The following is a 13,155-nucleotide window of genomic DNA, read 5'->3' as shown; positions in this document are numbered from 1 at the left end:
CCCCGGGCGAGGTCGCGCCGGGGGATCGTTACCATGGGCTCTCCGGGTACCCCGGATCCGCACGAGGAGCGCTCTTGCCAGACGAGGCCCAGTCAGCCGCCGCCCCGCAGCCCGACAAGCCCGTGGCGTCCCCCGCCACGCCCGGGAAGGCCGCGCCCTCGAACGCGCCGAAGCCCGCGCCCCCGGAGCCCGATCCGGCCTCCGAGCGCCCCCCGGCCGCCGCGCAGCCGTCCCAGCCTCCCCAGCCGCCTCAGCCGAAGAATCCGGCCACTCCGACGAGCCCGCCGCCGAGCGCGAACGCCTCCGGGACCAAGGCACAGGCCCCCGCCACACCGCAGCCGAAGCCCCCGGCCCCCACGCCTCCGCCGCCCGTGAAGCCCGCCGTCCCGGCCGGATCCGCACCCCGCTCCGGCGGCTCCTCCAACCGGGTCCGGGCCCGCCTCGCCCGCCTGGGCGTACAGCGTTCCAGCCCGTACAACCCGGTCCTGGAGCCTCTCCTCCGTACGGTCCGGGGCAACGACCCCAAGATCGAGACGGCCACCCTCCGCCAGATCGAGCGCGCCTACCAGGTGGCCGAGCGCTGGCACCGCGGCCAGAAGCGCAAGAGCGGCGACCCGTACATCACGCACCCTCTCGCCGTCACCACGATCCTCGCCGAGCTGGGTATGGATCCGGCCACGCTGATGGCCGGGCTGCTCCACGACACCGTCGAGGACACCGAGTACGGCCTGGACACCCTCAAGCGCGAGTTCGGCGACCAGGTCGCGCTCCTCGTCGACGGCGTCACCAAGCTGGACAAGGTCAAGTTCGGCGAGGCCGCGCAGGCCGAGACCGTACGCAAGATGGTCGTCGCCATGGCCAAGGACCCCCGGGTCCTGGTCATCAAGCTCGCGGACCGCCTGCACAACATGCGCACCATGCGCTACCTCAAGCGCGAGAAGCAGGAGAAGAAGGCCCGCGAGACGCTGGAGATCTACGCCCCGCTGGCACACCGGCTGGGCATGAACACCATCAAGTGGGAGCTGGAGGACCTCGCCTTCGCGATCCTCTACCCGAAGATGTACGACGAGATCGTCCGCCTCGTCGCCGAGCGGGCCCCCAAGCGCGACGAGTATCTCGCCATAGTGACCGACGAGGTCCAGGCCGACCTGCGCGCCGCCCGCATCAAGGCCACCGTCACCGGCCGCCCCAAGCACTACTACAGCGTCTACCAGAAGATGATCGTGCGAGGCCGCGACTTCGCCGAGATCTACGACCTGGTGGGCATCCGCGTCCTCGTGGACACCGTCCGCGACTGCTATGCGGCGCTCGGCACCGTCCACGCCCGGTGGAACCCGGTGCCCGGGCGGTTCAAGGACTACATCGCGATGCCGAAGTTCAACATGTACCAGTCGCTGCACACCACGGTGATCGGTCCCAGCGGCAAGCCCGTCGAGCTCCAGATCCGTACGTTCGACATGCACCGCCGCGCCGAGTACGGCATCGCCGCCCACTGGAAGTACAAGCAGGAGGCCGTCGCGGGCGCCTCCAAGGTCCGCACCGACGTCCCCAAGAACACCGGACGCGGCCAGGACACCGTCAACGACATGGCGTGGCTGCGCCAGCTCCTGGACTGGCAGAAGGAGACCGAGGACCCCAGCGAGTTCCTGGAGTCCCTGCGCTTCGACCTCTCGCGCAACGAGGTCTTCGTCTTCACGCCGAAGGGCGACGTGATAGCGCTGCCCGCCGGTGCGACGCCGGTCGACTTCGCGTACGCGGTCCACACCGAGGTCGGCCACCGGACCATAGGAGCACGCGTCAACGGGCGGCTCGTCCCGCTCGAATCGACGCTCGACAACGGCGACCTGGTCGAGGTCTTCACCTCCAAGGCGGCCGGCGCCGGACCCTCCCGGGACTGGCTCGGCTTCGTCAAGTCGCCGCGCGCCCGCAACAAGATCCGCGCCTGGTTCTCCAAGGAGCGCCGCGACGAGGCCATCGAGCAGGGCAAGGACGCCATCGCGCGGGCCATGCGCAAGCAGAACCTGCCGATCCAGCGCATCCTCACCGGCGACTCGCTGGTCACCCTCGCCCACGAGATGCGCTATCCGGACATCTCCTCGCTGTACGCGGCGATCGGCGAGGGCCATGTCGCGGCGGCCGGCGTCGTCCAGAAGCTGGTGCAGGCGCTCGGCGGCCATGACGAGGCCAACGAGGACCTGGCCGAATCCACCCCGCCCTCGCACGGCGGCCGCAGCAAGCGCCGCGCCAACGCGGACCCCGGCGTCGTCGTCAAGGGCGTCGAGGACGTCTGGGTCAAGCTCGCCCGCTGCTGTACGCCGGTCCCCGGCGACCCGATCATCGGCTTCGTCACCCGGGGCAGCGGCGTCTCGGTGCACCGCGCCGACTGCGTCAACGTGGAGTCCCTCTCACAGCAGCCCGAGCGGATCCTCGACGTCGAGTGGGCGCCCACCCAGTCCTCGGTCTTCCTGGTCGCCATCCAGGTCGAGGCGCTGGACCGCTCCCGGCTCCTCTCCGACGTCACGCGGATCCTCTCCGACCAGCACGTCAACATCCTGTCGGCGGCCGTCCAGACCTCCCGCGACCGGGTGGCCACCTCCCGCTTCACCTTCGAGATGGGCGACCCGAAGCACCTGGGCCACGTCCTGAAGGCGGTACGCGGCGTGGAGGGCGTCTACGACGTCTACCGGGTCACGTCGGCGCGCAGGCCGTAAGAAGAGCACTCGGCCCGCAGGCCGTAACAGCGGCAAACGGAGAGGCCCCGGTACGCGACGCGTACCGGGGCCTCTCCACGGGGCCTCAGCCGCCGAACTCCTCCAGGCCCTTCAACGCCTGGTCCAGCAGCGCCTGCCGGCCCTCCAGCTCCTTGGCCAGCTTGTCCGCGCGGGCGTTGTTGCCCTGGGCGCGCGCGGTGTCGATCTGGCCGCGCAGCTTGTCCACGGCCGCCTGGAGCTGACCGGTCAGACCCGCGGCGCGGGCCCGCGCCTCCGGGTTCGTCCGGCGCCACTCGGACTCCTCGGACTCCTGGAGCGCCCGCTCCACCGCCTGCATCCGGCCCTCGACCTTGGGCCGTGCGTCACGCGGTACGTGGCCGATGGCCTCCCAGCGCTCGTTGATACCCCGGAAGGTGGCGCGGGCCGCCTTCAGGTCCTTCACCGGCACCAGCTTCTCGGCCTCGGCGGCGAGCTCCTCCTTGAGCTTGAGGTTCTCGCCCTGCTCGGCGTCGCGCTCGGCGAACACCTCGCCGCGGGCGGCGAAGAAGACGTCCTGGGCACCGCGGAAACGGTTCCACAGGTCGTCCTCGGCCTCGCGCTGGGCGCGGCCCGCCGCCTTCCACTCGGTCATCAGGTCGCGGTAGCGCGCGGCCGTGCCGACCCAGTCCGTCGAACCGGAGAGCGACTCGGCCTCGGTGACCAGCTTCTCCTTGGCCTTGCGGGCCTCCTCGCGCTGGGCGTCCAGCGCGGCGAAGTGGGCCTTGCGCCGCTTGGAGAACGCCGAGCGGGCGTGCGAGAAGCGGTGCCACAGCTCGTCGTCCGACTTGCGGTCCAGGCGGGGGAGACCCTTCCAGGTGTCCACCAGTGCCCGCAGCCGCTCACCGGCGGAGCGCCACTGCTCGCTCTGCGCCAGCTCCTCCGCCTCGGCGACCAGCGCCTCCTTGGCGTGCTTGGCCTCGTCGGTCTGCTTGGCCTTGAGGACCTTGCGCTCCTCGCGCCGTGCCTCGACCGTCGCCACGAGCGCGTCCAGCCGCTTGCGCAGCGCGTCCAGGTCGCCCACCGCGTGGTGCTCGTCCACCTGCTGCCGCAGGTGGTCGATCGCGGTCGTCGCGTCCTTCGCCGACAGATCGGTGGTCTTCACCCGCCGTTCGAGGAGGCCGATCTCGACCACAATGCCGTCGTACTTGCGCTCGAAATAGGCCAGAGCCTCCTCAGGCGAACCGGCCTGCCACGATCCGACGACCTGCTCGCCGTCGGCTGTACGCACGTACACGGTGCCCGTCTCGTCGACGCGGCCCCACGGGTCGCTGCTCACAGCGCCTCCTCCACCTGATGCCTGCGAGGGGGTTCGCCCCCCGGGCATCGTCCACAGTTTCCTCGGGCGGGCCTCGCCCGCCCTGCACAACGCCAATCTAGGCGACCGGCCACCCGGCTGTCCGCACTCCGCGCGGCCGAAATTATCCGCTCCCGCCCGGCGGCCCCGGGTGCGCGAGCCGCCCCGGGGCCGTGCGGCCGGATCAGCTCTTCTCCACGGTCGCCTTCTCGATCTCCACGGCCTTCTTCGGCGCACCGTCGCCCGCGCCGCCCTCGACACCCGCGGCGGCGACCTTCTCCACGGCCTTCAGCGAAGCCTTGTCGAGCTTGCCGAACGGGGTGTAGGTCGGAGTCAGCTTGGTGTCCTTGTAGACCAGGAAGAACTGGCTGCCGCCGGAGCCCGGCTGGCCGGTGTTGGCCATCGCCACCGTGCCCGCCGGGAACGTCACCGTGCCGTCGGCGCCGGCCTCGCCGAGCGCCGTCAGGTTCTCGTCCGGGATGTTGTAGCCGGGGCCGCCGGTGCCGTCGCCCTTGGGGTCACCGCACTGCAGGACGAAGATGCCTTGGGTGGTGAGGCGGTGGCACTTGGTCCCGTCGAAGTAGCCCTTGTCGGCGAGCGCCTTGAAGGAGTTCGCCGTACGCGGGGTCTTCGCCGCGTCGATGGCGAACGCTATGTCGCCCTGGCTCGTCCCCAGCGACATGGTGTACGTCGCCTTCTTGTCGATCTCCATCGGCGGCTCGGGAGCCTTGCTCTCGCTCTCCGAGGGCGTCGGCTCCGGGCTCTGGCTCGCGGCCGCGTCCGTCTTCTTGTCGTCCTTGCCGTCGTCCTTGCCCGCCACGACGAACGCGCTCACACCGACGACGGCGGCCACGGCCACCGACGCCGCGACGATCGCGGTGATGCGCCTCGTCCGGCGACGGGCTTCCTCCCGGCGCTTCTGCTGGCGCTCGAACTTCTCCCGGGCGAGCTGCCGCCTCCGCTGTTCGCTGCTGGACACCGGTTGGGCTCCTTGTTACGTCGTGACGTCGGGGGTACGTCGTGGGAATCGGGGCTGGGCTGCCCGTACCGTATATGGGTTACCTGTGTCATGAGGAGCGCCGGTAGGCTCTGAACTGCTGCGACCCATGCCGCCACCGCATCCTCCGGACGAACATTAAGGACGATCGTGCTCATTGCCGGGTTCCCCGCCGGGGCCTGGGGGACCAATTGCTATCTGGTCGCCCCCGCCGCCGGTGAGGAGTGCGTGATCATCGACCCGGGCCACCAGGCCGCCCAAGGTGTCGAGGAAGCGCTGAAGAAGCATCGGCTCAAGCCCGTCGCCGTCGTGCTCACCCACGGCCACATCGACCATGTCGCCTCGGTCGTCCCCGTCTGCGGCGCCCATGACGTCCCCGCCTGGATCCACCCCGAGGACCGCTACATGATGAGCGACCCGGAGAAGGCGCTCGGCCGCTCCATCGGGATGCCGCTCATGGGCGAGCTGACCGTGGGCGAGCCGGACGACGTCAAGGAGCTGACCGACGGCTCGAAGCTGACCCTGGCCGGGCTGGAGCTCGGCGTCTCGCACGCGCCCGGCCATACCAAGGGGTCGGTGACGTTCGGGATGCCCGAGGCCGCGGACATCCCGCCGGTCCTCTTCTCGGGCGACCTGCTCTTCGCCGGCTCCGTCGGACGTACCGACCTGCCCGGCGGCGACCACGCCGAGCTGTTGACGTCGCTGGCCCGCGTGTGCCTGCCGCTCGACGACTCGACCGTGGTGCTGTCCGGCCACGGCCCCCAGACGACCATCGGCCGCGAGCGCGCCACCAACCCGTTCCTGAACGGTCTGGACGCGTCGCCGCGCCGAGGACTGTAGAAGACGAGAGACGTAACTTACGTGAGCACCTTCCAGGCCCCCAAGGGCACGTACGACCTGACCCCGCCGGACTCCGCGAAGTTCCTGGCGGTGCGCGAGGCCATCGCTGCGCCGCTGCGCGACTCCGGCTACGGCTACATCGAGACGCCCGGCTTCGAGGACGTCGAGCTCTTCGCGCGCGGTGTCGGTGAGTCCACCGACATCGTCACCAAGGAGATGTACACCCTCACCACCAAGGGCGGCGCCGAGCTGGCGCTGCGCCCCGAGGGCACCGCGTCCGTCCTGCGCGCCGCCCTGGAGGCCAACCTCCACAAGGCCGGCAACCTCCCGGTCAAGCTCTGGTACTCCGGCTCGTACTACCGCTACGAGCGTCCGCAGAAGGGCCGCTACCGCCACTTCTCGCAGGTCGGCGCCGAGGCCATCGGCACCGAGGACCCGGTCCTGGACGCCGAGCTGATCATCCTGGCCGACCAGGCGTACCGCTCGCTCGGCCTGCGCCAGTTCCGCATCCTGCTGAACTCGCTCGGCGACAAGGAGTGCCGTCCCGTCTACCGCGAGGCGCTCCAGACCTTCCTGCGCGACCTCGACCTCGACGAGGAGACCCGCCGCCGCATCGAGATCAACCCGCTGCGCGTCCTGGACGACAAGCGGCCCGACGTACAGAAGCAGCTCACCGACGCGCCCAAGCTCCGCGACCACCTCTGCGACGCCTGCAAGGCGTACCACGAGGAGGTCCGCGCGCTGCTGACGGCGGCCGGAGTCGCGTACGAGGACGACGAGAAGCTCGTCCGCGGCCTCGACTACTACACCCGCACCACCTTCGAGTTCGTCCACGACGGCCTGGGCTCGCAGTCCGCGGTGGGCGGCGGCGGCCGCTACGACGGTCTCTCCGAGATGATCGGCGGCCCCGCGCTGCCGTCGGTCGGCTGGGCCCTCGGCGTGGACCGCACGGTCCTCGCGCTGGAGGCCGAGGGCGTCGAGCTGGACCTGCCCGTCACCACCAGCGTCTACGCGGTCCCGCTCGGCGAGGAGGCCCGCCGGGCCCTCTTCTCCGTCGTCACCAAACTGCGCCGCGCGGGCATCGCCGCCGACTTCGCCTTCGGCGGCCGCGGCCTGAAGGGCGCGATGAAGAGCGCCAACCGCTCGGGCGCCCGCTACACCCTGGTGGCCGGCGAACGCGACCTGGCCGAGGGAGCCGTCCAGCTCAAGGACATGGAGTCCGGCGAGCAGAGCGCGGTGCCGCTCGCCGAGGTCGTCGCGGAGCTGAAGAAGCGGCTGGGCTGAGCCGGTCGGACGTACGGGGCGCGGACGGAAGCCTTCCGTCCGCGCCCCGCCCGTTTCAGAGCAGCCCCTGCCGCATCGCCCCCGTCACCGCAGTCGTCCGGTCGTTGACGCCCAGCTTCCCGAAGGCCCGCAGCAGATGGGTCTTCACCGTCGACTCCCCGATGAACAGCCGCCGCCCGATCTCCGCGTTGGTGCACCCCTCCGCCACCAGGGCCTTTCGTTTGGATCAGGCTGGATCAGGGAGCGGGGTCCGGGCGTTCAGCTGCAAGGCGGAGGAAGGAGTCACTGCGGAGCATTGGCGACCGACGACAACGCCGCAGATGTGCGTGCCGGGCCCCGCGAGCCCGGCATGATCCAAACGAGAGGCCCTGGCCGCAGCACCTGCGTCTCCCGCTCCGAGAGCCGGGGCAGCTCCGGCACCGACCGCAGCCGGTCCACGAGCCGGGTCGCCACCGATGGCGCCAGCACCGTCTCACCCCGGGCCGCCGCCCGCACCGCCTCCGCCAGCTCCGCCCGCCCCAGATCCTTGAGCAGATAGCCGGACGCTCCCGCTTCCACGGCCCGCAGGATGTCGCTGTCGCTCTCGTACGTGGTCAGCACGACCACCTTGCACGGCAGCCCCGCCGCCCGGATCCGGCGGATGGACTCCACGCCCCCGCCGCCCGGCATCCGCAGGTCCATGAGCACGATGTCCGGCAGCAGGTCGGCACAGAGCGCCTCGGCCTGCGGACCGCTCGACGCCTCGCCGACCACCTGGAGACCGGGAGCGGTGTCGAGCATCCCGCGCAGCCCTTCCCGTACGACGGGGTGGTCGTCGGCCAGCAGGACACGGATCATCGATGGCTCCTCGGCGTCGGCGGCTTCGTGGGGAGGCGTACGGTCACCGTCGTGCCCGAGCCGGGAGCGCTGCGGACGCACGCACGGCCGCCCGCCTCCTCGGCCCTGGCCCGCAGCCCGGCGAGGCCGTACCCCTCGTGCGGCGACCGGGCGTCGAAGCCGCGGCCCCCGTCCCGTACGGACAGGGTCAGGGCGTCGGAGGCGTACGTCAGCAGGACGGTCACCGGTACGGCGCCTCCCGCGTGCTTACGGGTGTTGGCGAGGGCCTCCTGGCAGGCGCGCAGGGCCACCACCTCATGCGCGGTGGGCAGCGGCCGGGCGGTGCCGGTCACCGTCAGCCGGGCCGGGGCGCCGGTCTGCGCGGAGTGCCGCCCGGTCAGCCGGCGCAGGGCGTCGGCGAGCGAGGCGCCGGCCAGATCGGCGGGCGAGCCCCCGGCGACCAGCGCCCGCGCCTCGGCGAGATTCTCCCGGGCGGTCCGCACCATCAGCGCCACATGGCGCCGGGCGCGCGGCGGATCGTCGTCCAGCTCGGACTCGACGGCCTGGGAGAGCATGAGCAGGCTGGTGAACCCCTGGGCGAGCGTGTCGTGGATCTCCCGCGACATCCGCTCCCGCTCCGCCAGCGCGCCGTGCGCCGCCGACAGCCGGGCGATCTCTCCCCGGCCCGCCTCCAGTTCGGCGATCAGCGCGGCCCTCTCCCGGCTCTGGCCGATGATCCGGATCGTCCAGCGGCCCAGGAACGCGGCGAAGGCGAAGGTCGCCGCCGCCAACAGCAGCCGGAACCCCGCCTCACCCGCCGCCGGGCGCCACACCAGCACCCACCCCACGTACGGCACCGCGCCCAGGACACCCAGCACCCGCAGTGCGGCGCTCAGCCGCAGCAGTGTGAAGCACTGCGGGGCGAGCGCGAAGGTCACCAGCTGCGTCTCGCCGACCAGCACCGCCGCGGGCAGGAAGAGCAGGACGGCCCCGAGGACGTAGCGCCGGCCTCGCGCTCCGGCCGCCGTGTCGTCGAGCAGCGCCGGACGTCCGGCCCACAGGTACCAGGGCAGCGTCAGCCCGACGAGCGCGGCCGCCACCACCCTCAGCGGCCAGGACGGCTCGGCCGCGCCGAGCACCAGGACGACCGTGACCGCCCAGACCGCGCCGAAGTAGCCGTCCCAGGGGCGCAGCGGGTCGGCCCACTCATCGGGCTCCCGCGCTCCGGAGGCACCGGTGGGCTCTTCGCGTAACAGGTCGGCGGACACAGCGGCCATCCTCCGGCGCCCGGGCCGGTGCGGGAAGGGGCGGTGCGGGAAGGGGCGGGCCTCGCGCGTGGCCGATTCCCCCGCCGTCAACCACACAGAGGTCGATTCATCCTCACGTACATCCACCGCATGTTTGGTCATGGGCCCGAGCATCCAATGGTGGCCGCGATTTCCCGCCCACCTCCCGTACACCTTTATGTCCACCGAACGGCTGACCCGTCCAGGGGTGCGGCACAATGACCGTGCCCGGCTGACCACTCAGTGATGGAACGGCGATATGACGACTGCAGCGGTAGACCACCACTCCCCGTCCCACCTGGACGAGGACGGCGGTAAGCGCACCTTCGGGGCCGGACGGGGACTTGCCCTGCTTCTGGTGATCACCGGCGCGGCCGGTCTGCTGGCCTCCTGGGTCATCACCATCGACAAGTTCAAGCTGCTGGAGGACCCCTCCTTCACGCCCGGCTGCAGCCTCAACCCGGTCGTCGCGTGCGGCAACATCATGAAGAGCGAGCAGGCCGCGGCGTTCGGGTTCCCCAACCCGATGCTCGGCTTGGTCACGTACGGCATGGTCATCGCCATCGGGATCGGCCTGCTCGCCGGCGCGCGCTACCGCAGCTGGTTCTGGCTCGGGCTCAACGCGGGCACCCTGTTCGGCGTCGGCTTCTGCACCTGGCTCCAGTACCAGTCGCTGTACAACATCAACTCGCTCTGCCTGTGGTGCTGCCTGGCCTGGGTCGCGACGATCATCATGTTCTGCTACGTGACCACGCACAACGTCAAGCACCGCATCCTTCCCGCGCCCGCGTGGCTGCGGAACGGGCTGACCGAGTTCCACTGGGTGCCGCCGGTGCTGTGGATCGGGATCATCGGGATGCTGATCCTGACGCGCTGGTGGGACTTCTGGACCAGCTGAGCCCGGTCGGCCCACCGGCCCTGCGGCACGGTCAGTGGGGTCGCATAGGCTTCATGACGTGGAGCCCGACCTCTTTACCGCAGCCGCCGAAGACCGCCAGGAGAAGGACCCGTCCAGCAGCCCCCTCGCTGTCCGGATGCGTCCGCGCGTCCTGGACGAGGTCGTCGGCCAGCAGCATCTGCTCAAGCCGGGATCGCCGCTGCGCCGGCTCGTCGAGGGGAGCGGCGGTCCGGCCGGGGCCTCGTCGGTGATCCTGTGGGGTCCGCCCGGCACCGGGAAGACGACCCTGGCGTACGTGGTCAGCAAGGCCACCAACAAGCGCTTCGTGGAGCTCTCCGCGATCACCGCGGGCGTCAAGGAGGTCCGGGCCGTCATCGAGAGCGCGCGGCGAGCCACCGGTGGCTTCGGCAAGGAGACCGTCCTCTTCCTGGACGAGATCCACCGCTTCTCCAAGGCCCAGCAGGACTCCCTGCTCCCCGCCGTGGAGAACCGCTGGGTGACGCTGATCGCCGCCACCACCGAGAATCCGTACTTCTCGATCATCTCGCCGCTGCTCTCGCGCTCCCTGCTCCTCACCCTGGAGCCGCTTACCGACGACGACCTGCGCGATCTGCTGCGCCGGGCGCTGACCGACGAGCGTGGGCTCGGCGGGGCCGTCACGCTGCCCGAGGACGCGGAGGCGCATCTCCTGCGGATCGCGGGCGGCGACGCGCGCCGGGTGCTCACCGCCCTGGAGGCGGCGGCCGGTGCGGCGCTCGCCACGCACGAGGCGGAGATCACGCTGGAGACGGTCGAGGCGACCGTCGACCGGGCCGCCGTGAAGTACGACCGCGACGGCGACCAGCACTACGACGTGGCCAGCGCGCTCATCAAGTCGATCCGCGGCTCCGACGTGGACGCCGCCCTGCACTACCTGGCCCGGATGATCGAGGCGGGGGAGGACCCCCGGTTCATCGCCCGGCGGTTGATGATCTCCGCCAGCGAGGACATCGGCCTCGCCGACCCCACCGCGCTGCCGACGGCCGTGGCGGCCGCCCAGGCCGTCGCGATGATCGGCTTCCCGGAGGCGGCGCTGACCCTGAGCCACGCCACGATCGCCCTGGCGCTCGCGCCGAAGTCCAACGCGGCGACACTCGCGATCTCCGCCGCGCAGGAGGACGTACGCAAGGGGCTGGCCGGCCCCGTCCCGGCCCATCTGCGGGACGGTCACTACAAGGGCGCCGCCAAGCTCGGCCACGCCCAGGGCTATGTCTATCCGCACGACGTCCAGGGCGGCATCGCCGCCCAGCAGTACGCCCCGGACGCGGTCCGCGACCGGCAGTACTACACCCCTACCCGGCACGGCGCCGAGGCGAGGTACGCGGACGTGGTCGAGCGGGTCCGCGAGCGCCTGGGCCGTACCTCCCAAGGCGCGGACCCGTCCTGACGTACGCGTACCGGCGGAGCGGACCCGTCCTGACCCGACGGCGGCGGTGCCGGTATCAGGACGCGGCCGCCTCGAAGAGCGTGTGCATCGCCCGGCGCAGCTCGGTGACGTCCCGTACCGGCTCCGGGAACTCGAAGCGGGCGTCGAAGCACGACCCCTTGTCCTCCACGAAGCGCACCCGCAGCCCGAAGCGGTCCAGCGCCACGGGCACGGCGGTGGGCTGGTGGGAGGAGCAGGCCCGCGCGGTGCGCTCGCCGAGCAGCCCGCACAGCGTGCGCATCTGCTCGTCGTGGGCGGAGTGCAGATGCTGGAGCAGCTCAGCCTCGTGGCCGGCGAGCGGATCGGGGGAGGCGTCCCGGAAGTCCTCCGCCTCGATGTCCTCGGCGCCCCAGAGGTCGTCCACGTACGCCTCGCCGAACTCCAGGCGCAGCATCATCCGGCCGGGCTCCGCGAGACCGGGTACGGAGGTGAGCCAGCCGGAGACCCAGACGCGGCCGCGGATGCGGTGCGGTACGGAGACCGGAGCGACGTCCGTGATCTCCAGCACGGCCGTCAGTTCGTCGCCCTGTGCGTGCGTCGCGGCCCGGACCGCCGGGGAGTCCGCGGGGAATGCGAGGAACAGGTCGCCCTCGGGACCGACGCTCCTGCTGTCCGGGATCAGCGGTTCGGCGCGGGCCAGATCGAGCCCCGGTACGACCAGCAGTGCGGAGCAGGTACTCTGTACGAGAGTTCGTGTGCGCTCGGCTGCTGACGGCATCCGAGTGGTATCAAGCCCGCTGGGACGCGGCTGACCACGATCAGATCGGCCTTCCGTCGTAGCAGCACCCTCTGAAGAGGTGCTGCCGCTGTCTGTGCTGTCCGTGACGTGAGTGGTGTTCCCAGGGCGAGACATGCGATCTCCTTGAGTAAGGTAAGCCTAACCTAACCTACAACGGAGGTCTGGAGAACGTGCCTAACCAGTCGCGTCCCAAGGTCAAGAAGTCGCGTGCCCTCGGCATCGCTCTGACGCCCAAGGCTGTCAAGTACTTCGAAGCGCGTCCGTACCCGCCGGGCGAGCACGGCCGTGGCCGCAAGCAGAACTCGGACTACAAGGTCCGTCTGCTGGAGAAGCAGCGCCTGCGTGCGCAGTACGACATCAGCGAGCGCCAGATGGCGCGCGCCTACGACCGCGCCAAGAAGGCCGAAGGCAAGACGGGCGAGGCGCTGGTCGTCGAGCTCGAGCGCCGCCTCGACGCCCTGGTCCTGCGTTCGGGCATCGCCCGCACCATCTACCAGGCCCGCCAGATGGTCGTCCACGGCCACATCGAGGTCAACGGTGGCAAGGTCGACAAGCCGTCCTTCCGCGTGCGCCCCGACGACGTCGTCCAGGTCCGCGAGCGCAGCCGCACCAAGGTCCCCTTCCAGGTGGCCCGCGAGGGTGGTTACGACACCGACGGTGAGACCCCGCGCTACCTCCAGGTGAACCTGAAGGCCCTGGCCTTCCGCCTGGACCGGGACCCGAACCGCAAGGAGATCCCGGTGATCTGCGACGAGCAGCTCGTCGTCGAGTACTACGCCCGCTGAT

General features: G+C 71.1%; 11 protein-coding genes and 1 pseudogene. 6 read left to right on the top strand and 6 right to left on the bottom strand.

All coding sequences use genetic code 11. The annotated features are described in order from the left end of the window. Positions 1 to 122 precede the first annotated feature (122 nt). On the top strand, positions 123 to 2,711 hold the full coding sequence (locus ACQP09_RS03915; RefSeq protein ID WP_433406481.1) for a RelA/SpoT family protein: 2,589 nt from the start codon (positions 123 to 125) through the stop codon (positions 2,709 to 2,711). Positions 2,712 to 2,796: 85 nt separating this feature from the next. On the opposite strand, the gene ACQP09_RS03910 is transcribed toward ACQP09_RS03915, so the two are convergent. Together ACQP09_RS03910 and ACQP09_RS03905 are read right to left on the bottom strand one after the other, a co-directional pair. Continuing rightward, the gene (locus tag ACQP09_RS03910) at positions 2,797 to 4,026 is read right to left on the bottom strand and encodes a DUF349 domain-containing protein (protein ID WP_433396017.1); all 1,230 of its coding nucleotides are present in this window, start codon (positions 4,024 to 4,026) and stop codon (positions 2,797 to 2,799) included. A 202-nt stretch (positions 4,027 to 4,228) separates the two neighbouring features. Further along, the gene (locus ACQP09_RS03905) at positions 4,229 to 5,023 is read right to left on the bottom strand and encodes a peptidylprolyl isomerase (RefSeq protein ID WP_433396015.1); all 795 of its coding nucleotides are present in this window, start codon (positions 5,021 to 5,023) and stop codon (positions 4,229 to 4,231) included. Between the two features lie 168 nt (positions 5,024 to 5,191). On the opposite strand from ACQP09_RS03905, the gene ACQP09_RS03900 reads away from it, so the two are divergent. Then, entirely contained in the window at positions 5,192 to 5,881 is a 690-nt protein-coding gene (locus ACQP09_RS03900) for an MBL fold metallo-hydrolase (protein ID WP_433396013.1), read from the top strand. A gap of 21 nt (positions 5,882 to 5,902) precedes the next feature. After that, positions 5,903 to 7,165, top strand: a complete 1,263-nt coding sequence (gene hisS / locus ACQP09_RS03895) for a histidine--tRNA ligase (RefSeq protein WP_433396011.1) — start codon at positions 5,903 to 5,905, stop codon at positions 7,163 to 7,165. A gap of 55 nt (positions 7,166 to 7,220) precedes the next feature. Here hisS and ACQP09_RS03890 read toward each other — a convergent pair. From ACQP09_RS03890 to ACQP09_RS03880, 3 genes and pseudogenes are all read right to left on the bottom strand, one after another. After that, positions 7,221 to 7,376: pseudogene (locus tag ACQP09_RS03890) on the bottom strand (response regulator transcription factor); the annotation flags it as partial. Positions 7,377 to 7,447: 71 nt separating this feature from the next. Next, positions 7,448 to 8,002 (bottom strand): response regulator, encoded by a 555-nt coding sequence (locus ACQP09_RS03885; protein ID WP_433396009.1) that lies wholly within the window; start codon positions 8,000 to 8,002, stop codon positions 7,448 to 7,450. Beyond that, entirely contained in the window at positions 7,999 to 9,258 is a 1,260-nt protein-coding gene (locus ACQP09_RS03880) for a sensor histidine kinase (RefSeq protein ID WP_433396007.1), read from the bottom strand. Before ACQP09_RS03880 ends, ACQP09_RS03885 begins: the two co-directional genes overlap by 4 nt. A gap of 268 nt (positions 9,259 to 9,526) precedes the next feature. Here ACQP09_RS03880 and ACQP09_RS03875 point away from each other — a divergent pair, with 268 nt between their 5' ends. After that, a complete protein-coding gene (locus ACQP09_RS03875) occupies positions 9,527 to 10,165 on the top strand; it encodes a vitamin K epoxide reductase family protein (RefSeq protein ID WP_433396005.1) in 639 nt (212 codons plus the stop codon). A 58-nt stretch (positions 10,166 to 10,223) separates the two neighbouring features. After that, positions 10,224 to 11,591: a replication-associated recombination protein A gene (locus ACQP09_RS03870; RefSeq protein ID WP_433396003.1), complete on the top strand. Its 1,368-nt coding sequence runs from the start codon at positions 10,224 to 10,226 to the stop codon at positions 11,589 to 11,591. A gap of 55 nt (positions 11,592 to 11,646) precedes the next feature. On the opposite strand, the gene ACQP09_RS03865 is transcribed toward ACQP09_RS03870, so the two are convergent. Continuing rightward, positions 11,647 to 12,348, bottom strand: a complete 702-nt coding sequence (locus ACQP09_RS03865; RefSeq protein ID WP_433396001.1) for a DUF2470 domain-containing protein — start codon at positions 12,346 to 12,348, stop codon at positions 11,647 to 11,649. Positions 12,349 to 12,539: 191 nt separating this feature from the next. On the opposite strand from ACQP09_RS03865, the gene rpsD reads away from it, so the two are divergent. Further along, positions 12,540 to 13,154, top strand: a complete 615-nt coding sequence (gene rpsD, locus ACQP09_RS03860) for a 30S ribosomal protein S4 (RefSeq protein ID WP_015607373.1) — start codon at positions 12,540 to 12,542, stop codon at positions 13,152 to 13,154. Position 13,155: the final 1 nt, after the last annotated feature.

The sequence above is a fragment of the Streptomyces sp. CA-146814 genome (genome assembly GCF_050942385.1).
Classification (GTDB): Bacteria; Actinomycetota; Actinomycetes; order Streptomycetales; family Streptomycetaceae; genus Streptomyces.
Note: the sequence above shows the minus strand (reverse complement) of the source record. Positions and strands in the feature narration are given on the sequence as shown.